Genomic DNA, 22,026 nt, shown 5'->3' with positions numbered 1-22,026 from the left:
CGACTGCATTGTCCACACTCAGCGAGCTCCTGGCCGAGCACACGCAGCTGCCCGGCGACGCCGTCGACCACCTCCAGCGGGTCGTCGCCGAATGGCAACTCCTCGCGGACATGTCGTTCGCCGACTTCCTGTTGTGGATCCCGCTGTGCCCGCCGGGGGGTGCCGGGGACCCGGCGCTGGCCGAGGAGTTCCTCTGCGTGGCCCAGGCCCGCCCGACGACGGCGCCGACGGCGCACCCGGAGGACATCGTGTCCGTGCGGGTGACCGCGGCGGACAACCCGCAGCTGCGCCGGGCGGTCGTCGAGGGCCGGATCTGCCGCGAGGAGGACCCGCGCTGGCACCTGGAGGTGCCGGTGCGCCGCGAGACGATCCCGGTGCGGCACGCGGGCCGGGTGCTCGCGGTGCTGTCCCGGGACACCAACCTGGCGATGCCGCGGGTGCCGAGCCCGCTGGAGATCGCCTACCTGGGCAGCGCGTCCGATCTGTGCCAGATGATCGCCGACGGAACCTTCCCGCCCCGGGCCGCGGTGGCCGGCGCCGACACCAGCCCGCGGGCGGGAGACGGCCTGATCCGGCTGGACTCGCGCGGCCTGGTCGCCTACGCCAGCCCCAACGCGCTGTCGGCCTACCACCGGATGGGGCACGCGAGCGACCTCATCGGCCTCACGCTGGCCGACGCGACCCGGGACCTGGTCCGGGACCCCTTCGACGCGGCGGAGGTCGCGAGCCGCATCCAGGCCGCGCTGGACGGCCGTGCGTCGCTGCGGATGGAGGTGCGGGCCCGCGGCGCGGTGATGCTGGTCCGCGCGCTGCCGTTGCGCCCGCGCGGGGACGCGGCCGGGGCGCTGGTCCTGGTCCGCGACGTCACCGATCTGCGCCGGCGCGATCTGGCGTTGCTCAGCAAGGACGCCACCATCCGGGAGATCCACCACCGGGTGAAGAACAACCTGCAGACGGTCGCGGCGCTGCTGCGCCTGCAGGCCCGCCGGACGGCGATTCCGGAGGCCCGCCGCGCGCTGGCGGAGAGCGTGCGCCGGGTGACCTCGATCGCCCTGGTGCACGAGGCGCTGGCGTTCTCGGTGGCCGAGCAGGTCGACCTCGACGATCTGGTGGACACCGTGCTGCCGGCGATCGGGGACGGCGCGACGGCGGAGTGCCGGGCCAAGGTACGCCGGGACGGCAGCTTCGGCACGCTGTCCGCCGCGCTGGCCACCCCGCTGGTCCTGGTGCTGACCGAGCTGGTGCACAACGCGCTGGCGCACGCCTACGAGCCGGGGGAGACCGGTGAGGTGGTGGTGTCGGCGCGGCGCTCGGCCGGGCGCCTCGACGTGATCGTGGCCGATGACGGCAAGGGGCTGCCGGAGGGCTTCGACCCGAATTCCTCCGACGGGCTGGGCCTGCAGATCGTGCGCACCCTGCTGGACTCCGAGCTGGAGTCGGCGTTGCAGCTGAGGCCCAGGTCAGGAGGCGGTACGGAGGCCGTCATCCGGCTCCCGATGCTGGGAAGATAACCTGCGGGTTGTGATCGATGACCCCGGTGCCGTGGTCGCGCTGGTTCCGCGGTCTGCGGTCCCCCGGCCGGCGCGCCGAGACGACCCGTGCGCCCGGACACAACCGCGGGCCCGAAGCCGGTGGCGTCCGGCGTCGGGCCCGCGGTCAGGGGAGCTGAATGCTCGTGTGTCCTGGGGCCTGGGAGATCAGGCCGTACGTGCGCGAGTGCGCGCGTTGCGGCGCTTCAGGGCGCGCCGCTCGTCCTCGCTCATGCCGCCCCAGACGCCCGCGTCCTGGCCGCTCTCGAGCGCCCAGGTCAGGCACTCGGTGACCACGGGGCAGCGCCGGCAGACTGTCTTCGCCTCGGCGATCTGCAGCAGCGCAGGCCCGCTGGTCCCCACCGGGAAGAACAGCTCCGGGTCCTCGTCGCGGCAGATAGCGCGGTGACGCCAATCCATGGTTGCTCTACTCCTCGTATTGCGCGATCGGGGTCGCGCCGATCGTCTGTCACGTTGTTTCAGCGCTTGTGAATGGTTTCACGAGCGCGCTCGGTCTTCAAGGGACAAGGTCCACTCAGGTGAGGATGCTCACCCACTCATCGCAGCGCCTGCGCACACGTTCGGTAACCACGGCGTGTGCCCGTCACGATGAGCGATCAACCCTGTACCTGCCCGCCGGCTCCCGGGTACCCGGTGTCCGGCGGACCATGCGGAAAACATCTCCGCGGTCTCTCGCTTGCGCAGGACCCACCTTGTAGGAGTGTTTGCGCTGGTGCGAGCCCCGTGCTGCTCGACGGTCCACAAGCATCGGTGAATGGACCGCACTGGTCACCGAGATGGGTGATGCGCGCCATTCCGCTGCGACGAGCTGCCCCTCTCACACGACGACGCGTAACGCCTCCGGCACGGAGATGAACTCGACCTCACTGCGTTCTCCCAGGTGATCGCCGTCCAGTTGGAGGGCGAGCGGCTCGTCCGTCCGCACCCGCACGTACTGCACGGCGTCGTGCCGGACGACGTGCCGGCCCCGCGGGTCGCCGTCCGCGCGCAGCATCTGCCGCAGCACCGGGGCGATCGTCGGCAGCCCGAGGTCGCGCAGCGCGAACAGGCCTAGCCCGGTGGTGAACGACGCCCGGGGGTTGGTCCGTACCGCCCGTCCGCTGAGATAGGTCCAGGGATCGGTGTTGCTGACGAAGGCCAACCGCACCCCGCCCACCGGGTCGAAGCCCGGGACCTGGATGGTCATGGCCGGCGGATGGCGGCGCTGGCGCAGGTACTGGCGCAGCGCCGTGCACGCGTAGCGCATCGGGCTGGCCTCCCGGCCCTGCGCCCGGGCCTTCTCGACCTCCGCGACGACATCGGCGTCCCAGCCGAGGCCGGCGTTGAAGGTGAACCACCGGTCGTCGGCGCGGCCGAGGCCCACCAGCCGGCTGCGACGGGCCTCCAACGCGGCCAGGATCGCCGCGGTGGCTTCCACCGGGTCGCGAGGCATGCCCAGCGCCCGGGCGAACACGTTGGCCGATCCGCCGGGGACGACGGCGAGCGCGGGCGCCGCCCACGGGTCGATCGGGGCTGCCCCGTGGTTGGCCACCAGAAGGCCGTTGACGACCTCGTTGACCGTTCCGTCACCGCCCAGCGCCACCACCAGTTCGACGCCGGCAGCGACCGCCTGAGCCGTCGCCTCGGCGGCATGGCCGCGGTAGGCGGTCAGCAGCACCTCGAGCTTGAGCTCACTGGCCAGGGCGTGCGCGAGCACGTCGCGGCCCGCCGGGGTCGTCGACGTGGCCTGCGGATTGACCACCAGCAGCGCGCGCACGCAGGGCAGGGTAACCCGGCCTATCCTCGGCCCCGTGACGTCCGAGCACCCTCAGCCGCCGCCCGCTCCCGCCGGGCCGCCGCCTCAGGTCCGGCTGGCGGGCTGGAGCGTGGTAGCCCAGGGCCTGCTGGGTGTGGCGTTCGCCGTGGTGGTGGCCGTTCGCACGATCGGCGCGCACACCGGTGTGGGCAATGCCATCGGTGAGGCCGTCTACTTCGCGGTGATCGGCGGCGCCCTCGTCGCGGTGGGCCGGGGGCTGGTGATCGGCAGGCGGTGGGCCCGCACGCCGGCGATCGTCGCCCAGTTGCTGCTGCTGCCCGTCGTCTACTCGCTGATCGGGCCGTCCCGGCAGCTGCTGTGGGGGATCCTCGCCGGCGTCGTGGTCGTCACGACGTTCCTGCTGCTGATCAGCGAGCGGTCCCGGATGTGGTCGATGGGAATGGACCTGCCCGACGCGCGCGAGCGCGGCTGAGCGCCCGGGTCGGCCGGGAGCCGGTCCGCCGCGCCCATCCGACGCCGAACTCTGCGATCTGGTGGCCGGCGCGAGCAATCGAGTGCCGTTGCGCAGCGTTCGGCGGCGGGAGGTCGGGCGCCGGCCCGAACTCAGCTGCGATCGGCCGCCAGATCGGCCAGCGGTGTGCCGGTGAGCCGGAACGTGGTCCACTCGTCCATGCCGACGGCGCCGATCGAGCGGTAGAACCCGATCGAGGGCGTGTTCCAGTCGAGCACCGACCACTCCAGGCGGGCGTAGCCGCGCTCGGTGCAGATCCCGGCCAACGTGGCCAGCAGGGCCCGGCCGAGCCCGTGGCCGCGGTACTCGGGCCGGACGTAGAGGTCCTCCAGGTAGATGCCGTGCACACCCTTCCAGGTGGAGAAGTTGAGGAACCACAGCGCGCAGCCGACGACGCGGCGGCTGCCGTCGGATCCCGCCACCTCGGCCACGTGGCCGAACAGCGCCGGCGCCGGGCCGAACAGCGCGGTACGCAACTGCGCAGGCGTCAGCAGGCACGACTCGGGCTCGCGCTCGTAGTCGGCCAGTTCGTGGACCATGGCGACGACCTCGGGCAGGTCGTCCTCCCGCATCGGGCGGATCGCGTCGTTCACCGGCCCAGGATCCCGTGCCGGGCCTCGGCTGCCGGCCACGCCCCGAGCCGTCGCACCGAATCCTCCCGATTCGCCCGATCATCGGTGTGATCATCGGCAAACGACGGAAACCTGTGAGCCGAAAGGCGCAACCTTCCGGCATCTGCCTCGTCCAACAGTGGGGGCCAACTGATAGCCGAAGGGCAGTTCATGGGAATGCGCAAGAGGACGTCGGGCGCGCGGACGCGACGGTCGGTGGCGGCGATGACGGCGGCTGCGGCCGTCGGAGTGGGGACGTTGCTGGTGGGTACGGTGGCCATGGCCGCGCCCGCCCAGGCGCCCGCGACGGGCGGTGGTCAGGCCGCGCCGGCGGGCAACGCGAGTGCGGCACTGGTCCCGGGCACACCGTGCACGGTGACCGCCAAGGCGTGCGCCGACCTCGCCCATCGCAAGGCGTGGCTGATCCAGGACGGCAAGGTCATGCGCGGACCCGTCCCGACCATGCCGGGGGCGCCGGACGAGCCCACCCCGGTCGGGACGTTCAAGGTGCAGTGGAAGGACCCGCACCACATCAGCGACTCCCCGAACCACGCGGAGATGCCGTACTCGGTGTTCTTCGCCGACGGCGGGGTGGCATTCCACGAGGGCAGCCTGCAGCGGTACTCGGCAGGGTGCATCCACCTCACGATGGACGACGCCAAGGCGTTCTACGCCTACCTGCAGGTCGGGGACGAAGTCCAGGTGCACGCCGACTGACGGCCGCGCCGGGCGCCCCGGCGCCCGGTCGCGGTCAGCCGACGCGGCGCAGGTTCACGTGATCGAGCCGGGGCTGCTCGCGCTCGAAGCCCAGCACGCTCCAGGCGGCGGCGTCCATCGCGAAGTGGACGCCGGCCGCCGCGGGCAGGCCGATCCAGCGGGCCATCAGCACCCGGCTGAAGTGGCCGTGGCCGACGAGCACCACATCGCCGCGGGGCAGCACCGTCCGCACCTCGGCCAGCAGCGCGTCGGCCCGGGCGGTGACCTGCTCCGCCGTCTCGCCGCCGGGCGTCGGATGGCTCCACACCGTCCAGCCGGGGTCGGTCTGCCGGATGTGCGGGGTGGTCAGGCCCTCGTAGTCGCCGTAGTCCCACTCGGCGAGCCGCTCGTCGATGCGCTCGACCTGCAGGCCGGCGAGTTTGGCGGTCTCCTGCGCCCGCACGCGCGGACTGCTCAGCACGAGCGCGGGTGGCGGTGCGTCCCGGCCGCGTAGCGCGACCAGGGTCTCGCCCGCGACCCGCGCCTGCTCCCGGCCCGCGTCGGTCAGCGGGATGTCGGTCGGTCCGGTGTGCCGGCCGGTGGCCGACCATTCGGTCTCCCCGTGGCGGAGCAGGAACACCCGCCCGGGCTCGCCATCATCACCCACTCCTTGAGGTTACGACCCGATCCGAGTGTCCTGCAGCACCACATGATCGCCGGGATGGGCGTGCACCGTTGCCGCGGTGAGCCGGGGCACGGCGCTGATCAGTTCGTCCTCGGCCGCGTGCGCGATGCGGTGGGCGCGGTCCAGGGAGAGATCCCCCGCGACGGCGAGGGTGACCTCGGCGTGCAGGGTGTGGCCGATCCAGCGCAACCGGACCCGCTCCACGCCGGCGACGCCGTCGACGGTGCCGAGCGCGGTGGTGGCCTGCTCGACGAGCGCGGGATCGACGGCGTCCATGAGCCGGGCGAGCACCTGCCGGGCCGCGCTCACGGTGACGGCGCCGATGGCGACCGTGATGAGCAGGCCGATCGCCGGGTCGGCCCAGCGCCAGCCGAGCGCCGCACCGCCCGCGGAGAGCAGGACGGCTGCGGAGGTGAGGGCGTCGGTGCGGGCGTGCAGGCCGTCGGCCACCAGCGCGGCCGACCCGATCCGGCGCCCGGTGCGGATGCGGACCTGGGCGGCGATCTCGTTGCCGATGAAGCCGACGACGCCGGCGACCGCGACCGCGCCGATGTGCCGCATGGCGGTGGGGTCGGCGAGCCGGCGCAGGGACTCGACGCCGGCCAGGATCGCCGAGGCGGTGATCACCAGCACCACGACGATGCCGGCGACGTCCTCGGCCCGCCCGTAGCCGTAGGTGAACCGCCGGGTCGCCGGACGGCGGCCGAGCAGGAAGGCGATGCCGACGGGGACGGCGGTCAGCGCATCGGCGACGTTGTGCAGGGTGTCCGACAGCAGCGCCACCGACCCGGACCCGAGGACGACGACGGCCTGGAACGCGGCGGTCGCCCCGAGCACGACCAGCGAGACCCACAGGGCCCGGATGCCGGCCCGGGAGCTCTCCAGCGCCGGGTCGATCCGGTCGGCGGCGTCGTGGCTGTGCGGGGTGAGGAGGTGCGTCGAGGCGCGCCAGAGGCGCGCGGCGGGGTTGGCTCGCCCGTGCCCGTGCCCGTGCCCGTGCCCGTGCCCGTGCCCGTGCCCGTGCCCGTCGCTCATGATCCCGCTCCTTCCCGGCCCCGGGCTTCCCCCCGCTCGGGACCGGCTGCCACCATACGTGCTCATGTACGCACGCGACGACGGTGCAGCTGCCGGGGGCTGGCAACGGCTACCCGACAGCGGGCACGTGGAGGCGGCGGCCGAGTCGTTCCGGATGCTCGCCGACCCCACCCGGCTGCGAATCCTGTGGTTGCTCTGCGGCGCCGAGCACGACGTGGGGACGCTGGCGGAGAAGGTGGACGCGGCCCGGCCGGCGGTCTCGCAGCACCTCGCGAAGCTGCGGATGACGGGTCTGGTCGGCGCCCGCCGCGACGGGCGCCGGATGCTCTACCGGGCCCGCGGCGGACACGTGCGGCGGCTGCTGGGGGAGGCCATGGAGGCCGTCGACCACCACCTGACGGGCGCGCCGGACCACAACTGAATGCCGCTGAAACGCGAAGCGGCGCCGACCGGGTGGTCGGCGCCGCTGCGAAGAAGCTGGGCTCAGGCAGCCTGCTTGGTCTCCCAGAAGATCTTGTCGATCCGGGCGATGTAGTCGAGCAGCTCCTGGCCGGTCTTCGGGTCGGTCGAGGACTTGGTGCCGCCCTCGCCGCCGCCGGCCTTCTTGGTGGCCTTGTTGAACAGCTCGTGCAGCTCGGGGTACTTCTCGAAGTGCGGCGGCTTGAAGTAGTCGGTCCACAGCACCCAGAGGTGGTGCTTGACCAGGTCGCTGCGCTGCTCCTTGATCTCGATGGCCCGCTCGCGGAAGACCGGGTCCTCGTTGGCCTGGTACTTCTCCTGGATCGCCTTGACCGACTCGGCCTCGATGCGGGCCTGGGCCGGGTCGTACACGCCGCAGGGGAGGTCGCAGTGCGCGGTGGCCTCCAGCCGCGGGCGGAGAATGCGGGACAGAATCCCCATGGGTCCTCCCTGGTGGTGATCGTTCTGGCGTGGCCAACACTACCCTCGGGATCTTGGGGGCACAGGGTGGAGACGTGCCGTCCTTCGCCTTCACCCGGTCGTCGCCGAGGGCGCCGACCCCATCGGCCGCGGACTGGGGGGAGGACACGTTGGGCCGGTTGCGCAGAGTGGCCGTGCGGGGCCCGTCGATGTCCCCCACGCTCGGCGACGGGGACGTCGTGCTCGTCCGTTTCGGCGGTGTCGTCCGCCCGGGGGACGTGGTGCTGGTTCGGTGGCCGGCACGCCCGCAGCAGCTGTCGGTCAAGCGTGCGGTGCGGGCGGACGGTCCGGGCTGGTGGGTGCTCGGCGACAACCCCTGCGGCTCCACCGATTCGCGGCAACTCGGGCCGGCCGAGGTGCTGGCCGTCGTGCGCGGCCGGTTGTGGCCGCGCCCGGGCCGGCTGCGCGGGCCGGCGAGCGGCGTCCCGTCGCCGTGATCGACGATTCGGTCCCGGGGCCGGTACGACGATCACCGGCGCGCTACCCGCGTAGCGTCGCGTACCACCCCGTACACGCCTCCCAGCTCGGCAGCATCCCGTCCGCCGCCGCCTGCGCCAGCCCCGGCGCCGTGGAGTCCTTCTCGGACAGGAGCGGCTCCACATCGGACGGCCACGGCAGACCGAGCTCGGGGTCGAGCGGGGAGATCCCGTGTTCCCCGGCCGGGTTGTACGGCGTCGAGCACAGGTAGGACATCACGGTGTCGTCGGTCAGCGCCACGAACGCGTGCCCGAGTCCCTCGGCCAGGTACACCGCGCGGCACGACGACGCGTCGAGCTCCACGGCGAGATGCTGTCCGAACGTCGGCGAGCCGACCCGGACGTCGACGATCACGTCGAGCAACGCCCCGCGCGGGCAGTAGACGTACTTGGCCTGGCCGGGCGGGGTGTCCGCGAAGTGCACGCCGCGGATCACGCCGCGCGCCGACACGCTGTGGTTGGTCTGCGCGACGGTCAGATCGAAGCCGAGCGCGGCACGGAAGGCCGCGGACTGGAACGGCGCGGCGAACAGCCCGCGCGCGTCGGGGAAGACCTGGGGTTCGAACACCCACGCGCCGGCAATCTCCAACTCGGTCACCTGCACGGTGACGAAGGCTACCGCCGGGCCCGGGCGGCAACGGGTAGCATCCACCGCGTACCCGACAGCCGAACCTTCGGCCGCCACCGCGTCATCCTGCGGCGGTTGCGGAAGGGGCCGTCCGGCACCGCGAATGGGCCGATACCCGCGACCTCCGGTGCACGGCGAGTGGGCGCGCCGGTCGCGCCGCGACGACACCGCACCCGAGGAAAGGCCTTCTGATGACCATTGTTCCCGAGCAGCTCACCGCTGCCTCGATCCCGACCCGCGACGAGATCTTCGACGCCCACCGCGGCGGCAAGCTCTCGACCGGTCTCACCGCCTCGCTGAGCGACGCGCGCGATCTGGCCATCGCCTACACCCCCGGCGTCGCCGACGTCAGCCGCGCGATCGCCACCGACCCGGCACTGGTGGCGCGGTACACCTGGACCGACCGGCTGGTCGCGGTGGTCAGCGACGGCACCGCGGTGCTGGGTCTCGGTGACATCGGCCCGCGTGCCGCGCTGCCCGTGATGGAAGGCAAGTCGGCGCTGTTCAAGACCTTCGGCGGGCTCGACTCGATCCCGATCGTGCTGGACACCACCGACGTCGACGAGATCGTCGAGACGCTGGTGCGGCTGCGCCCGAGCTTCGGTGCGGTCAACCTGGAGGACATCTCGGCGCCGCGCTGCTTCGAGCTCGAGGCGAAGCTGATCGAGGCGCTGGACTGCCCGGTGATGCACGACGACCAGCACGGCACCGCGATCGTGCTGCTCGCCGCACTGCGCGGGGCCTGCGCGGTCGACGGCCGCGAGCTCTCCTCGCTGAAGATCGTCATCTCGGGGGCCGGTGCGGCCGGGGTCGCCTGCGCGAAGATCCTGCTCGCGGCGGGTGCCCGGGACGTCGTCGTGCTCGACTCGCGGGGCATCCTCACGCCGGAGCGCGGCGGTATCAAGGCCGAGCTCGCCGAGATCACGAACCCGCGCCGCGTCGCGGGTGGTGTCGCCGAGGCCCTCGCCGGCGCGGACGTGTTCGTCGGCCTGTCGAGCGCGACGCTCCCGGAGGAGCTGCTGGCCTCGATGGCGCCCCGGGGCATGGTGTTCGCACTGTCCAACCCGGACCCCGAGGTGCACCCCGAGGTGGCCGCCCGGTACGCCTCGATCGTCGCGACGGGCCGCAGCGACTTCCCGAACCAGATCAACAACGTGCTCGCGTTCCCGGGCGTGTTCCGCGGCGCGCTCGACGCGGGCGCGCGGCGGATCACCGAGCGGATGAAGCTCGCCGCCGCGGACGCGATCTTCTCGGTGGCCCGCGACGATCTGGCCGCGGACCGGATCGTGCCGAGCCCGTTCGACCCGCGGGTGGCGCCGGCTGTCGCCGCGGCCGTGGCGGCCGCTGTTGACGCAGAGTAATCACTCACGTGGGCCTTACCTGTGGGTATTCCTCCGGATGGCACTAGTCATCACGCTCAGTTCGGATAGATGGGGTAACTCACTCGTGGCGACGTACTGCGAAAGAGGGAAGTAGCCGGATCGATTGGGCGACTTGGTCGTTGTGCCGGATGACCGGTCGGCACAGCCTGGGGGGAACGCCCGTGAGCGAGCTCGGACATCGCTTCGGTGAGGGCTCCGACGTCGGCGAGCCGGGTCAGGGCGACAGCCCGGCCGGCCCGGCCGGCGACGGACGGCTCCCGGCGGACCCGGTGGCCCGGGCCGACCTGCGACGCTCCCGGCAGGCGGTCTTCGGCCGAGGAGTGCGACCGGAGGCGGCCCGGTTCGCCAGCCAGCTGGCCCGGGCCATCTCCGATCCGCAGGCGGCCGCCGGTGCGACCGCGCTGGAGAACGCCGACCAGCGCGTCAACGCGGGGGAACCCGTCACCGATCCCCGCGCCGTCCGGCTGGTGGAGGCGCCGCCCGCCGGCCCGGAACCGGAGCCGGTCAGGCCGACCGCGCCGAGCCCGGGCCCGCGGGTGCACCCGGCGCTGCGCGACGCCGCGTTCGGGCGGCCGGTGCCGGCGCCGGCCGGTCCCGGCGGCATCGAGGCCGTGCCGCTCCCGACCGCGCCCGCGCTGGTGTGCGACGGCTCGGAGCGGATCCTGCGGGTCAACCCCGCGTTCGTCCGGCTCACCGGCCGCCGGTTGGAGGATGCGGAGGCCGGTCCACTGGGCCGGCGCCTGCCCCAGCTGGTGGTCGGCCCGGATGCCGACGCCCGCGTGGTGCGCGGCGACGGCGAGTTGGTCCGGGTCCGGGTGATCCGCTGGGAGCTGTCGGGCGGGCTGCACGCGGTGCTGCTCGTCGAGCTGGGCGAGGCGACCGCCTCCGACCGGGTCCGCGAGGCCGAACGGCGGTGGACGACCGAGCTGGAGCGGATGGCCCGCGTCGGCACCTGGAGCTACGAGCTGGCCACGGCGACGCTGCGGCGCAGCGAGACCCTGCAGGAGCTCTACCGGTCGGTCGGCATCGACCCGGAGGGTGTGCCCGGCTCGCGGTCGGGGCCGGTCGAGAGCGAGCAGGTGGCGCTGCTGTGCCAGTCGCTGCGCTCCGGCGCCCGCACCTTCGACCACCACGTCGAGCTGCGGCTGCCCGGTGATCGGATGCTGAGCTGCCGTGCCGAGGTCGAGCGGGCCGACGACGGTTCCCCGGTCCGGCTGGTCGGCGTGGTCCGCGACGTCAGCGCGCAGCGGCTGGCGGAGGGCCGGGTCCGGCACTCCGTGCAGCGCTTCGAGGACCTGATGTCGCTGGTCCCCGCCGGTGTCGGGCTGCTCGACCCGGCGGGCAGGCTGGTGGACGCCAACCCGGCGTTGTGCGCGCTGCTCGACGTGCCGCTGGAGCGGCTGCGCGGCACCCCGGCGACGGTGCTGTCGGCCGAGCCCGACCCGGCCGACGCCGACGGCCTGCCCGGCTGGCTGCGCCGGGTGCCGCCCGGTTCCCGGCACGGCTACCGGATCGACGCGCTGCCGCTGCTGCGCGGCGACGGCACCCGCGTCTGGTGCGAGGTCGGCGTCTCGGTGTCGCTGTCCGACGACGGCGGCGAGTTCTGGCTGCTGGTCTGCACCGACATCGGCGAGCGCCGGCGCGCGGCGGAGTTGCTGCGCAGCGCGGGAACGATCGACGAGCTCACCCGGCTGCCGAACCGCGCCGCCGCACTGGAACTGGTCGACCGGCTGCTGGCCGGCCCCGGGCGCGACAAGGTCGCGCTGGTCTGCGGCGACCTCGACGACTTCGCCCGGGTGAACTCCTCCCTCGGCCACGAGGCCGGCGACGACCTGCTCGTCACGCTCGCCGGGCGGCTGCAGCGCGAGCTGCCGTTCGGCTGCACGGCGGCCCGGTTGTCCGGCGACGAGTTCGTGGTGATCTGCTCGGATCACGGTGAGGCCGGTGGCCCCGACGCGCTGGCCCGCACGGTCGCTGATCTGCTGCGGACCACGGTCACCGTGTACGGGCGGCCGGTGCACCTGACCGCGTCGGTCGGACTGGCGATGCCCGCGACGACCGGCGACGTGCGCGCTGCGGACCTGCTGCGCTTCGCCGAGGTCGCGATGCACGACGCGAAGCGGCGGTCCCGCGGCGGGATCGGGGTGGCGACCGACGGCGTCGTCCACTCGGCCACCCGGCAGCTGGAACTGGAGGCCGAGCTGCGGGCCGCGATCGCCGACGACCGGCTGGTCCTGGAGTACCAGCCGGTGGTCGCCCCGGACGGCACCGTGCTCAGCGCCGAGGCGCTCGTCCGCTGGCCGCACCCGGAGCGCGGGATGATCTCCCCGGCCGACTTCCTGCCGGTGGCGCAGCGCGGCGGGCTGCTGCGCGACCTGGACATGTGGGTGCTGCGCACGGCGGCCCGGGAGGCGGCGGGCTGGCCGGTCCACCGCGGCCGGCGGATCGCGGTGGCGGTGAACCTGGCCGGGTTGCTGCCCGGTGACTCCGACTTCCTGGCCGTGGTGACGGCGACCGTCGAGGCGAGCGGGCTGTCCTGGGACCAGCTCGTGCTGGAACTGGTGGAGACGAGCCTCGTCGCACTGCCGCCGCACGCGCTCGCGGCGATGGACGGGCTGGTCGGCCGCGGGGTCCGGTTCGCGGTCGACGATTTCGGCACCGGCTACTCGTCGCTGGCCCGGCTCAAGGAACTGCCGGCCCAGACCGTCAAGGTCGACAGGGCGTTCGTCACCGGCGTCGGGAGTGACCCTGCCGACTTCGCGGTGGCCCGCGCGGTGGTGGACATGGCCCGCGCGATGGGGCGGACGACGGTCGCCGAGGGCGTCGAGACGGCCGAGCAGTTCCACGTCCTGCGCGGCATCGGGGTCGACGCCTACCAGGGATGGTTGTTCTCGAAGTCGCTGGCTGCGGACGCGATGCGCCGGTTGCTCGAGGGGGGCCGGCTGCCGACGCCGGCTGCGGCGATCGGCGCCTGAGGCCGCCCCGGAACGGCACCCCACGGCCGGTGGCCGAGCCGAACGGGCCTGGTCGCGGTCAGGTCACAGCGCTCGCAGGTACCGTCCGATCGGGTTAGCCTCTGCCGAACGAGACGGCCTGCAAGGGGCCGGCGGCGAAGACGGAGGTCGCCCGGATGATCGAGTTCCGGGGCGTCACCAAGCAGTTCCCCGACGGCACGACCGCGGTGGACGACCTGGACCTGGTGGCCGAGGCCGGTCACATCACGGTGTTCGTCGGTCCGTCCGGGTGCGGCAAGACCACGTCACTGCGCATGGTGAACCGGATGATCGAGCCGACTTCGGGCACGATCCTGGTGGGCGGCGAGGACATCATGGCCGGTGACCCGGCGGAGCTGCGCCGCGGCATCGGCTACGTGATCCAGCAGGCGGGACTCTTCCCGCACCGCACGGTCCTGGACAACGTCGCCACCGTGCCGCTGCTGCTCGGCTGGAACAAGAAGCAGGCCCGGGAGCGTGCCGCCGAGCTGATGGAGCTCGTCGGCCTGGCCCCGGAGATGGCCAAGCGCTATCCGGCGCAGCTGTCCGGCGGCCAGCAGCAGCGCGTCGGGGTGGCTCGCGCGCTCGCCGCCGACCCGCCGGTGTTGCTGATGGACGAGCCGTTCAGCGCCGTCGACCCGGTGGTCCGGGAGAGTCTGCAGGACGAACTGCTGCGGCTGCAGTCGGAGCTGGGCAAGACGATCGTGTTCGTCACCCACGACATCGACGAGGCCATCAAGCTGGGCGACAAGGTCGCGGTGTTCCGGACCGGCGGCGTGCTGGCCCAGTACGACGAGCCGGGGGTGCTGCTCGCCCGCCCCGCCGACGACTTCGTCGACACCTTCGTCGGCCGCGACCGCGGCTACCGCGGCCTGGGTTTCCTGTCCTCCGACGGGCTGCCCATCGGCGAGCTGCGCACCGTCGAGCTGGGCAGCTCGCTGCGGCAGGCGGGCGTGCGCGAGGGCTGGTCCCTCGTCGTCGACGGCGAGCGGCGCCCACAGGGCTGGTTGCACGGCACCGAGCTGCCCGGCACCGACGGCGTGCTGACCGCCGACCTGCTCATCCCGGGCGGCTCGCTCTACGACTCCGACTCCGGTTCGCTGCGCAGCGCGCTGGACGCCGCGTTGTCCTCGCCGTCCGGACGGGGCGTCGCGGTGGACGGCGACGGCCGCGTGGTCGGCTCCGTCGGCGCCGACGACGTGCTGCGGGCACTGGCCGACGCCCGCCGGGACGGGGCGGCGGCGTGATCGAGGTCGCGGCGTGACCTGGGTACTGGGCAACCTGGAGATGATCAGGGACCTCACTGTCGAGCACCTGTGGTTCGCGCTGCTCCCGGTCGTGCTCGGGCTGGTCATCGCGATCCCGCTGGGCTGGCTGGCCAACCGCACCGGCGCCGGACGCACGATCACGATCAATCTGGCCGGGTTGATGTACACCGTCCCGTCGCTGGCGCTGTTCGTGATGCTGCCGCTCGTGCTCGGGACCCAGATCCTCGACCCGCTCAACGTGATCGTCGCGCTGACCGTCTACACCGTGGCACTGCTGGTGCGCACGGTGGCGGACGCGCTCAGTGCCGTCCCGCCGGTCATCGTCAACGCGGCCACGGCGATGGGCTACACCCCGGCGCGGCGGTTCGTCGCCGTCGAACTGCCGATGGCGATCCCGGTCATCCTGGCGGGTCTTCGCGTCGCCGCGGTGTCGAGCATCAGCCTGGTCACGGTCGGCTCGGTGATCGGGTTCGGCGGGCTGGGCAAGATGTTCACCGACGGTTTCCAGCGTGACATCCCGCAGGAGATCATCGCCGGAATCCTGCTCGTGCTGATCATGGCACTGGTGGTCGACGGACTGATCCTGCTGCTCGGCCGGGCGCTCACCCCGTGGGACCGCATCGGCCAGGCCGCGGGAAGGGCGACATGAACTACTTCAGCTGGCTGTTCGACCCCGCGCACTGGACCGGGGTGGACGGCGTCCCGCAGCGGCTGGTCGAGCACCTCGGCTACATGGCCCTCACCATGCTGATCGCGCTGGGGTTCGCCATCCCCGTCGGCGCCTGGATCGGGCACACCGGCCGGGGCGGGTTCGTCATCGTCGGTCTCGCGAACGGGCTGCGCGCGCTGCCCACGCTGGGGCTGCTGGTCCTGGTGGTGGGCCTGGTCGGTCTGGGTCTGACCGGCCCGCTCGTCGCGCTGCTCGTCCTGGCTGTGCCGCCGATCCTGGCCGGCGCGTACGCCGGAGTGCGCAACGTCGACGCCGCCGTGGTCGACGCGGCGCGCGGCATGGGGATGCGTGGGCGCGACATCCTGTGGAAGGTTGAGCTGCCCAACGCCCTGCCGCTGATCATCGGCGGCGTGCGCAGCTCGGTCCTGCAGGTCATCGCCACCGCCACGATCGCCGCCTACGTCGGTCTCGGCGGCCTGGGCCGGTTCATCATCGACGGTCTGTCCGTCCGCGACTACCCCAAGATGATCGCCGGTTCGGTGCTCGTCGCCGCGCTCGCGATCGCGTGCGACCTGCTGCTCGCCGGGCTGCAGAAGCTGCTCGTCTCACCGGGACTGCAGGTGGTCCCGGCCGGCCGGGGACGGCTGCGAGCCGTCCGCACCCCCAAGACCGCCGACGCCGCACCCGCGGCGTGACCACCGACCACGGAGGACCAGACATGAGACGCTCCCTGATCGCGCGGACGGCCGCCCTGACCGCCATCGCCGCTCTGGCCCTCACCGCCTGCGGCGGGGGCGGCAACCCGCTCGCGAACAGCGGTTCGGGCAGCTCCGGCAGCGCGTCGGCCGACAAGATCATCGTCGGCTCGGCGAACTTCACCGAGAGCCAGATCCTGGGCGAGATCTACGCGCAGGCGCTGGAGGCCAAGGGCGTCCAGGTGGAGAAGAAGCTGAACATCGGCAGCCGGGAGACCTACTTCCCGGGCCTGCAGGACGGATCGATCGACCTGATCCCGGAGTACACCGGTGTGCTGCTGCAGTACCTGAACAAGAACGCCACCGAGACCGCGCCCGACGCCGTCTACACCGCGCTGCAGAGCGCGCTGCCGCAGAACCTCACCGTGCTCGACAAGTCGGCGGCCGAGGACAAGGACGCCGTCGTCGTCACCCGGGAGACCGCGACCCGGCTGGGCGCCAGGTCCATCGCCGACCTCGCGCCGAACTGCGGCCAGCTGGTCTTCGGCGGCCCGCCGGAGTTCCAGACCCGGCCCGACGGCATCCCCGGCATCCAGAAGACCTACAACTGCACGTTCAAGGAGTACCGCGCGCTCGACGCCGGAGGCCCGCTCACGGTCTCGGCGCTGAAGAACGGTGACGTCCAGGCCGCCGACCTGTTCACCACCGACCCCTCGATCGTGGCCAACGACTTCGTCGTGCTCGACGACCCGAAGAGCAACTTCGCCGCGCAGAACGTCGTGCCACTGATCAACAAGGCCAAGGCCAGCGACACCGTCAAGCAGGTGCTCAACGGCATCTCGGCCAAGCTCACGACCGCCGAGCTGACCAAGCTCAACGCCGAGGCCGCCAGCGACCAGAAGCCGCCCGTCGCGACCGTGGCCAAGAACTGGCTGAGCCAGAACGGGCTGGCGTGACCGACGTGATCGGCGCGGTGTCCGCGCTGCGCCGCTACCCGGTCAAGTCGATGCTCGGCGAGGACGTCGGCAGCGTCGAGGTCGACGAGCGGGGGGTCGACGGGGATCGCCGGCTCGCCCTGCTCGACGTCGAGACCGGCCGGGTCGCGACGGCCAAGCACCCGCGGTTGTGGCGCTCGCTGCTGTCGTACGCCGCGTCCGGCGGCCCGGGCGCGGTGCGCATCACACTGCCCGACGGGCGCACCGTGGCGGCAGGCGACGACGGCATCGACGACCTGCTGTCCGGGCTGCTCGGCCGTGCGGTGCGGCTGGCCGCCGAGCGGCCGCCGGGGGCGCAGGTCGAGCGGCCCGCGCCGGAGGACGTGCTGGAGCACGGCGTCGACGCCGAGGTCGACTTCGAGATCCTGGAGATCTCGCAGGGTGCACCGGGTGCGACGTTCGTCGACTACGCGCCGCTGCATCTGATCACCACCGCGACGCTGGACCGGATCGGCGTCGAGGCCATCCGGTACCGGCCCAACGTCGTCGTCGCGACTCACGCGGGCTGTCCCGCATTCGCCGAGAACGAGTGGGTCGGCCGCGAGTTGCGGATCGGCGAGGTGCGGGCGCGCGGCTCGCTGCCCACGCCGCGCTGCTCGGTGCCGACGCTGGAGCACGGCGGCCTGCCCCGGGAACCACAGGCGCTGCGGCCGCTGCTCGGCGGCAACCGTGTCGAGGTGCCCGGCTTCGGGGTGCTGCCCTGCGCCGGGGTCTACCTCGAGGTGATCGACGGTGGCACGATCCGGGAGGGCGACGAGGTCGTTCTGCGGTGAGGGCGCGGCGTTGAGGACGCTCGGCTGACGGATGGGGCCAGCTACCTTGTGATATGTGTCACCTGGTGGGAGCATCGGGCGGTCAGGCGTCCACCACCGCCGACCCGGGGGCCTACACCGATGGCCGAACTCGAGCCCAGGAATTTCCTGCAGCCATGTCTGCTGCTGCTCCTTCGGGAGCAAGCGGACCACGGGTACGAACTCGCGGCCCGGTTGCGGCCGATGCACGACGGCGACGGCGACGCCGGTGGCGTCTACCGCGCGCTGCGCGGTCTGGAACGGCAGGGACTGGTCCGGTCGGAGTGGCATACCTCCGACGTGGGGCCGGCCCGGCGGACGTATCACGTGACCCCGGACGGGCTGGCCTGCCTGGACGCGCAGGCCCACGGCCTCGAGCACATCCACGAGGTGCTGCACGTCTTCCTGGAGCGCTATGCCCGCGTGGTCGCGGCCGACCGGCTGCTGGGACACGAGGGGGTGGCCGATGACCAGCGTCGACTTGACCGAACTGACGGCCGGACACGTGGCGACGGCGTTCGCGCGACGCAGCGCGCCGATCGTCGCGTTGGGCACTGACGCCGACGCGCTCGCCGCGGCTTGCCATGCGATGGCGCGCCGGTTTCACCGGGGCGGCCGGTTGCTGGCCTTGGGGACCGGGCCCGCGGCGGCCGACGTCGCGCACGTCGTCGTCGAGTTCGTGCACCCGGTGATCGTGGGCAAGCGGGCGCTGCCGGCGCTGGCCCTTCCCGGCGGTGGGTCCGCGGCCGCCGTCGAGCTGTTCGGCGAGCCGGAGGACATCGCGCTCGCCTTCTCCGCGGACGGCGGCGCGCCGGTGCTGGTCGAGGCGATGGCGGCGGCGGCCCGGCGCGGGTTGCTCACCGTCGCGCTTCTCGGTGGTGACGGCGGTGCGGTCGCGCGGGTGCCGGGCCTCGACCACGTGATCGTGACCCCGTCGGACGACCCGCGGGTGGTCCGGGAGGCCCAGGTGACGGCCTACCACGTGCTCTGGGAACTGGTGCACGTCTTCCTCGACGCGCCGGAGGTGCTCGGATGAACGCTCCGCCGGAGCAGTGCCCCGGCCCGACCTGCATCACCTGCTCCGACACCGCCGTCGCGGTGACGGTGACCCGGTTGCTCGGCGACGGTCTCGCGCTCGTCGACACCGGCGCCGGGGCGGGAACGGAGGAGGAGGTGAGCATCGCGCTGGTCGACGCGGGGGTCGGTGACGTGGTGCTCGTGCACGCCGGGGAAGCGATCGGGAGGGTGGCGCCGCAGTCGTGAGCACCGAATCGCTCTACCCGTTCCTGCACGCGGGCTCGGCGGACCGGGCCGAACTGCTCGCCGACGTCGCCCGCTCCACCCGGGAGAAGGTCGCCGAGATCGGGCGGCTGCGCGAGGAGGTGCTGGCCGCCGAGGCCGACGCGCTCGCGGCGTGCGCGTCGGCGATGGCGGCACGGTTCACCCGTGGCGGTCGGTTGTACGCGTTCGGCAATGGTGGGTCGAGCACGGATGCGATGGCCGTCGCGGCGCTGTACGCCGACCCCGGCCCGGGCCAGCGGCCGCTGCCCGCGATGGCCCTGCCGTCCGACGTCGCGACGCTCACCGCGCTGGCCAACGACATCGGCTTCGACGTCGTGTTCGCCCGCCCGCTGGCCGCCGCCGGTCGGCAGGCGGACATCGCGTTCGGGCTGTCCACCAGCGGTGGATCGGCGAACGTGCTGCGCGGACTGGCCACGGCGCGCGAGCGCGGGATGCTGACCGTGGGGCTGGCCGGCTACTCCGGCGGGGCGATGGCGGATGCCGCCGAGCGCGGCGAGATCGATCATCTGTTCGTCATGCCGTCGGTGTCGGTGCACCGGATCCAGGAAGCGCAGACGACCGTCTACCAGGTCCTCTGGGAGCTCGTGCAGCGCGCGCTCGGCAGCCCATGAGCGTTCGGCAGCCTCATCGCGATTCCGCCGGCCCGGACACCGCGACGAGCCCGCTGGGGGTGCAGCGGTGGCGGGTGCGGGTGAGCGGGATCGTGCAGGGCGTCGGGTTCCGGCCGTTCGTGCACACCCTGGCCCGCGAGCTGGGACTGACCGGTTTCGTGGGCAACGACGAGTCGGGTGTGGTCATCGAGGCCGAGGGCTGCGGCGCCACGCTGGACGCGCTGCTGGTGGCACTGCGCGAACGGCCGCCGGCGCTGGCTCTGGTGACCGGGGTGAGCGCGACCGGGATCGCGGTGTGTGGCGACAGCACGTTCGCCATCGCGGCCAGCGCGTCGAACGGCCGGCGCGCGACGCTGATCTCTCCGGACACCGCGACGTGCGCCGACTGCCTGGCCGAGCTGCGTGACCCGGCCGACCGCCGCTACCGGCACCCGTTCGTCAACTGCACGAACTGCGGTCCGCGGTTCACGATCGTCACCGACGTGCCCTACGACCGGGCGGTCACCACGATGGCCGGCTTCCCGATGTGCGCCGCCTGCGCGGCGGAGTACCACGACCCGTCGGACCGCCGGTTCCACGCGCAACCGGTGTGCTGCCCGGACTGCGGCCCGACGCTGCGGTTCACCGCGGCGGGCCGCGAGGTTGGCACCGCGGCGGGCCGCGAGGTCGGCACCGCGGCGGGCCGCGAGGTGGGCACCGCGGCGGGCCGCGAGGTGGGCACCGCGGCGGGCCGCGTAATCGACACCGCGGCTGGTCCGGACCCGATCACGGCGGCCGCGGCGGCGTTGCGGGCCGGGGCGGTCGTCGCGATCAAGGGACTGGGTGGCTACCACCTGGCCGTACTGGCCACCGACGAGACGGCCGTCGCGGCGTTGCGGGCGCGCAAGCACCGCGAGGACAAACCGTTCGCCGTCCTCGCACCGGATCTGGCGGCGGTGCGCGCGTTGTGCGTGACCGGCCCGGTCGAGGAGGCCGAGCTGACGGCGCGGCGGGCGCCGATCGTGCTGCTGCGCCGGCGCCCGGTGGACGGGGTCGCGCCGTCGGTGGCGCCGGGCAACGCGCACCTCGGGCTGCTGCTGCCCTACACCCCGATACACCATCTGCTGCTCGACGACCTGCGCGCGCCCATCGTGCTGACCAGCGGGAACGTCTCCGACGAGCCGATTGCCCACCTCGACGACGACGCCGCCGTCCGGCTCGCCGGGATCGCCGACGCCTACCTCACCCACGACCGGCCGATCCGCACCCGCGCCGACGACTCGGTGCTGCGGGTGGTGCGTGGGCGGACGTACCCGATCCGGCGATCGCGCGGCTACACCCCGGAGCCGCTGCGGCTCATGCTGTCGGCGTCACAGCCCGTGCTGGGCTGCGGCGCCGAGCTGAAGAACACGTTCTGCCTGCTGCGCGGGGCCGACGCGTTCTGCTCGCATCACATCGGCGACCTGGAGAACGCGCAGACCCTGCGGGCCTACACCGACGGCATCGCGCACCTGGGCCGGCTGCTGGACGTCGACCCGGTGCTGCTCGCGCACGACCTGCACCCGGAGTACCTGTCCACGAAGTTCGCGCTCGGGGTGGCCGAGCGGGACGAGCGCGTCGAGCTCGTCGGGGTGCAGCACCACCATGCGCACCTCGCCGCGTGCCTGGCCGAGCACGGTGAGACGGGGCCGGTGGTCGGGATCGCCTGTGACGGGCTGGGCTACGGCACCGACGGGGTGCTGTGGGGCGGCGAGGTGATGGAGGTGTCGCTGACCGGCTTCCGGCGGCTCGCGTACCTGGAGCCGGTCGCGCTGCCCGGTGGGACGACGGCGATCCGGCAGCCGTGGCGGACGGCGGTGTCGTGGCTGCGCGCGGCCGGGGTCGACGCCTCCGGTCTCGATGTGGCCCGGCGCAACAGCGCGCAGTGGGGGGCGGTGCAGCGGCTGCTCTCGTCCGGGGTCGGCGTCCCGATCACCACGAGCGCGGGCCGGCTGTTCGACGCGGTCGCCGCGCTCATCGGGGTGCGCGACCGGGTCAACTACGAGGGGCAGGCGGCGATCGAGCTGGAGCAGGCCGCCGACGCGAGTGTGTGCGGGGGCTACCCGGCGGGCCGGGACGGAGAGCTGATCCGGGGCAGCGACCTCGTCCGCGGCGTCGTCGCCGACCTGGTATCCACAGTAGACATACGTGTGATCTCGGCCCGTTTCCACAACGGACTCGCCGCAGTCCTGGTGGCCGCCGCCGCCGACGCGTGCGCCGACCTCGGGCACGACACGGTGGCGTTGTCCGGCGGGGTCTTCCAGAACCTGTTGCTGCTGGAACGGGTCACCGCCGGCCTGGAGGGCGCCGGGCTGCGGGTGCTGGCCCATTCCCGGGTGCCGTGCAACGACGGGGGCATCAGCCTGGGGCAGGTCGCCGTCGCAGGTGCGATCACGGGCACGGGGTGAGGGCGC

Annotated in this window: 24 protein-coding genes; 17 read left to right on the top strand and 7 right to left on the bottom strand. The window is 73.1% G+C overall.

Features of this window, described 5'->3' with window-relative positions:
• Positions 1 to 8 precede the first annotated feature (8 nt).
• A complete protein-coding gene (locus HF526_RS07910; RefSeq protein ID WP_169380684.1) occupies positions 9 to 1,511 on the top strand; it encodes a sensor histidine kinase in 1,503 nt (500 codons plus the stop codon).
• 186 nt (positions 1,512 to 1,697) lie between these two features.
• Here the strand turns inward: HF526_RS07910 and HF526_RS07905 are convergent, their stop codons facing one another.
• Together HF526_RS07905 and HF526_RS07900 are read right to left on the bottom strand one after the other, a co-directional pair.
• Positions 1,698 to 1,949, bottom strand: coding sequence for a WhiB family transcriptional regulator (locus HF526_RS07905; RefSeq protein ID WP_075950692.1), 252 nt, complete (start codon positions 1,947 to 1,949; stop codon positions 1,698 to 1,700).
• 418 nt (positions 1,950 to 2,367) lie between these two features.
• Positions 2,368 to 3,306 carry a diacylglycerol kinase family protein gene (locus tag HF526_RS07900; RefSeq protein ID WP_169380683.1) on the bottom strand — a complete coding sequence of 313 codons (939 nt, stop codon included), beginning with the start codon at positions 3,304 to 3,306 and terminating at the stop codon, positions 2,368 to 2,370.
• A 34-nt stretch (positions 3,307 to 3,340) separates the two neighbouring features.
• On the opposite strand from HF526_RS07900, the gene HF526_RS07895 reads away from it, so the two are divergent.
• On the top strand, positions 3,341 to 3,778 hold the full coding sequence (locus tag HF526_RS07895) for a hypothetical protein (RefSeq protein WP_169380682.1): 438 nt from the start codon (positions 3,341 to 3,343) through the stop codon (positions 3,776 to 3,778).
• Between the two features lie 131 nt (positions 3,779 to 3,909).
• On the opposite strand, the gene HF526_RS07890 is transcribed toward HF526_RS07895, so the two are convergent.
• Positions 3,910 to 4,410 carry a GNAT family N-acetyltransferase gene (locus HF526_RS07890; RefSeq protein ID WP_169380681.1) on the bottom strand — a complete coding sequence of 167 codons (501 nt, stop codon included), beginning with the start codon at positions 4,408 to 4,410 and terminating at the stop codon, positions 3,910 to 3,912.
• A gap of 243 nt (positions 4,411 to 4,653) precedes the next feature.
• Between HF526_RS07890 and HF526_RS07885 the strand changes: the two genes are divergently transcribed.
• Positions 4,654 to 5,145 carry a L,D-transpeptidase gene (locus tag HF526_RS07885; protein WP_169380680.1) on the top strand — a complete coding sequence of 164 codons (492 nt, stop codon included), beginning with the start codon at positions 4,654 to 4,656 and terminating at the stop codon, positions 5,143 to 5,145.
• Between the two features lie 34 nt (positions 5,146 to 5,179).
• On the opposite strand, the gene HF526_RS07880 is transcribed toward HF526_RS07885, so the two are convergent.
• On the bottom strand, positions 5,180 to 5,791 hold the full coding sequence (locus HF526_RS07880) for an acid phosphatase (protein ID WP_169380679.1): 612 nt from the start codon (positions 5,789 to 5,791) through the stop codon (positions 5,180 to 5,182).
• Between the two features lie 9 nt (positions 5,792 to 5,800).
• A complete protein-coding gene (locus tag HF526_RS07875; RefSeq protein WP_169380678.1) occupies positions 5,801 to 6,844 on the bottom strand; it encodes a cation diffusion facilitator family transporter in 1,044 nt (347 codons plus the stop codon).
• Between the two features lie 64 nt (positions 6,845 to 6,908).
• Between HF526_RS07875 and HF526_RS07870 the strand changes: the two genes are divergently transcribed.
• The gene (locus tag HF526_RS07870; protein ID WP_169380677.1) at positions 6,909 to 7,265 is read left to right on the top strand and encodes an ArsR/SmtB family transcription factor; all 357 of its coding nucleotides are present in this window, start codon (positions 6,909 to 6,911) and stop codon (positions 7,263 to 7,265) included.
• A gap of 62 nt (positions 7,266 to 7,327) precedes the next feature.
• Here HF526_RS07870 and sodN read toward each other — a convergent pair whose 3' ends face one another.
• A complete protein-coding gene (gene sodN / locus HF526_RS07865; RefSeq protein WP_169380676.1) occupies positions 7,328 to 7,744 on the bottom strand; it encodes a superoxide dismutase, Ni in 417 nt (138 codons plus the stop codon).
• A gap of 29 nt (positions 7,745 to 7,773) precedes the next feature.
• Between sodN and HF526_RS07860 the strand changes: the two genes are divergently transcribed.
• Positions 7,774 to 8,220, top strand: coding sequence for a S26 family signal peptidase (locus tag HF526_RS07860; protein WP_338051360.1), 447 nt, complete (start codon positions 7,774 to 7,776; stop codon positions 8,218 to 8,220).
• Positions 8,221 to 8,263: 43 nt separating this feature from the next.
• Here HF526_RS07860 and HF526_RS07855 read toward each other — a convergent pair whose 3' ends face one another.
• The gene (locus HF526_RS07855) at positions 8,264 to 8,863 is read right to left on the bottom strand and encodes a dTDP-4-dehydrorhamnose 3,5-epimerase family protein (RefSeq protein ID WP_169380675.1); all 600 of its coding nucleotides are present in this window, start codon (positions 8,861 to 8,863) and stop codon (positions 8,264 to 8,266) included.
• A gap of 215 nt (positions 8,864 to 9,078) precedes the next feature.
• Here HF526_RS07855 and HF526_RS07850 point away from each other — a divergent pair, with 215 nt between their 5' ends.
• The 12 genes from HF526_RS07850 to hypF all read left to right on the top strand — a co-directional run bounded on the left by HF526_RS07850 (position 9,079) and on the right by hypF (position 22,020).
• On the top strand, positions 9,079 to 10,248 hold the full coding sequence (locus HF526_RS07850) for an NAD(P)-dependent malic enzyme (RefSeq protein ID WP_169380674.1): 1,170 nt from the start codon (positions 9,079 to 9,081) through the stop codon (positions 10,246 to 10,248).
• Positions 10,249 to 10,430: 182 nt separating this feature from the next.
• Entirely contained in the window at positions 10,431 to 13,244 is a 2,814-nt protein-coding gene (locus HF526_RS07845; RefSeq protein WP_169380673.1) for an EAL domain-containing protein, read from the top strand.
• A 155-nt stretch (positions 13,245 to 13,399) separates the two neighbouring features.
• Complete coding sequence (locus tag HF526_RS07840; RefSeq protein ID WP_169380672.1) at positions 13,400 to 14,509, top strand: ABC transporter ATP-binding protein; 1,110 nt, start codon at positions 13,400 to 13,402, stop codon at positions 14,507 to 14,509.
• Positions 14,510 to 14,522: 13 nt separating this feature from the next.
• Positions 14,523 to 15,179, top strand: a complete 657-nt coding sequence (locus HF526_RS07835) for an ABC transporter permease (RefSeq protein ID WP_338051359.1) — start codon at positions 14,523 to 14,525, stop codon at positions 15,177 to 15,179.
• Positions 15,176 to 15,895 (top strand): ABC transporter permease, encoded by a 720-nt coding sequence (locus HF526_RS07830; RefSeq protein WP_169380671.1) that lies wholly within the window; start codon positions 15,176 to 15,178, stop codon positions 15,893 to 15,895. Before HF526_RS07835 ends, HF526_RS07830 begins: the two co-directional genes overlap by 4 nt.
• 23 nt (positions 15,896 to 15,918) lie before the next feature.
• A complete protein-coding gene (locus HF526_RS07825; RefSeq protein ID WP_169380670.1) occupies positions 15,919 to 16,851 on the top strand; it encodes an ABC transporter substrate-binding protein in 933 nt (310 codons plus the stop codon).
• Complete coding sequence (locus HF526_RS07820) at positions 16,848 to 17,663, top strand: MOSC domain-containing protein (RefSeq protein ID WP_338051358.1); 816 nt, start codon at positions 16,848 to 16,850, stop codon at positions 17,661 to 17,663. The genes HF526_RS07825 and HF526_RS07820 overlap by 4 nt, the downstream gene beginning before the upstream one ends.
• 120 nt (positions 17,664 to 17,783) lie before the next feature.
• Entirely contained in the window at positions 17,784 to 18,239 is a 456-nt protein-coding gene (locus HF526_RS07815; RefSeq protein ID WP_169380669.1) for a helix-turn-helix transcriptional regulator, read from the top strand.
• On the top strand, positions 18,148 to 18,717 hold the full coding sequence (locus HF526_RS07810; RefSeq protein ID WP_169380668.1) for an SIS domain-containing protein: 570 nt from the start codon (positions 18,148 to 18,150) through the stop codon (positions 18,715 to 18,717). The genes HF526_RS07815 and HF526_RS07810 overlap by 92 nt, the downstream gene beginning before the upstream one ends.
• On the top strand, positions 18,714 to 18,944 hold the full coding sequence (locus HF526_RS07805) for a HypC/HybG/HupF family hydrogenase formation chaperone (RefSeq protein ID WP_169380667.1): 231 nt from the start codon (positions 18,714 to 18,716) through the stop codon (positions 18,942 to 18,944). The genes HF526_RS07810 and HF526_RS07805 overlap by 4 nt, the downstream gene beginning before the upstream one ends.
• Positions 18,941 to 19,594, top strand: a complete 654-nt coding sequence (locus HF526_RS07800; RefSeq protein ID WP_169380666.1) for an SIS domain-containing protein — start codon at positions 18,941 to 18,943, stop codon at positions 19,592 to 19,594. Before HF526_RS07805 ends, HF526_RS07800 begins: the two co-directional genes overlap by 4 nt.
• Positions 19,591 to 22,020: a carbamoyltransferase HypF gene (gene hypF / locus HF526_RS07795; RefSeq protein ID WP_169380664.1), complete on the top strand. Its 2,430-nt coding sequence runs from the start codon at positions 19,591 to 19,593 to the stop codon at positions 22,018 to 22,020. The genes HF526_RS07800 and hypF overlap by 4 nt, the downstream gene beginning before the upstream one ends.
• The last annotated feature ends 6 nt before the right edge of the window (positions 22,021 to 22,026 follow it).

Origin of the sequence: Pseudonocardia acidicola (assembly GCF_012911935.1) — a bacterium.
GTDB classification, from domain to species: domain Bacteria; phylum Actinomycetota; class Actinomycetes; order Mycobacteriales; family Pseudonocardiaceae; genus Pseudonocardia; species Pseudonocardia acidicola.
This window is presented reverse-complemented; position numbering and strand designations above follow the sequence as displayed.

Excerpts from the sequence above, each read along its gene's own strand:
- HF526_RS07905 (WP_075950692.1), bottom strand. The coding sequence starts at position 1,949 with ATGGATTGGCGTCACCGCGCTATCTGCCGCGACGAGGACCCGGAGCTG.
- HF526_RS07885 (WP_169380680.1), top strand. The coding sequence starts at position 4,654 with ATGACGGCGGCTGCGGCCGTCGGAGTGGGGACGTTGCTGGTGGGTACG.
- HF526_RS07875 (WP_169380678.1), bottom strand. The coding sequence starts at position 6,844 with ATGAGCGACGGGCACGGGCACGGGCACGGGCACGGGCACGGGCACGGG.
- HF526_RS07870 (WP_169380677.1), top strand. The coding sequence starts at position 6,909 with ATGTACGCACGCGACGACGGTGCAGCTGCCGGGGGCTGGCAACGGCTA.
- sodN (WP_169380676.1), bottom strand. The coding sequence starts at position 7,744 with ATGGGGATTCTGTCCCGCATTCTCCGCCCGCGGCTGGAGGCCACCGCG.
- HF526_RS07850 (WP_169380674.1), top strand. The coding sequence starts at position 9,079 with ATGACCATTGTTCCCGAGCAGCTCACCGCTGCCTCGATCCCGACCCGC.
- HF526_RS07840 (WP_169380672.1), top strand. The coding sequence starts at position 13,400 with ATGATCGAGTTCCGGGGCGTCACCAAGCAGTTCCCCGACGGCACGACC.
- HF526_RS07830 (WP_169380671.1), top strand. The coding sequence starts at position 15,176 with ATGAACTACTTCAGCTGGCTGTTCGACCCCGCGCACTGGACCGGGGTG.
- HF526_RS07825 (WP_169380670.1), top strand. The coding sequence starts at position 15,919 with ATGAGACGCTCCCTGATCGCGCGGACGGCCGCCCTGACCGCCATCGCC.
- HF526_RS07815 (WP_169380669.1), top strand. The coding sequence starts at position 17,784 with ATGGCCGAACTCGAGCCCAGGAATTTCCTGCAGCCATGTCTGCTGCTG.
- HF526_RS07810 (WP_169380668.1), top strand. The coding sequence starts at position 18,148 with ATGACCAGCGTCGACTTGACCGAACTGACGGCCGGACACGTGGCGACG.
- HF526_RS07805 (WP_169380667.1), top strand. The coding sequence starts at position 18,714 with ATGAACGCTCCGCCGGAGCAGTGCCCCGGCCCGACCTGCATCACCTGC.
- hypF (WP_169380664.1), top strand. The coding sequence starts at position 19,591 with ATGAGCGTTCGGCAGCCTCATCGCGATTCCGCCGGCCCGGACACCGCG.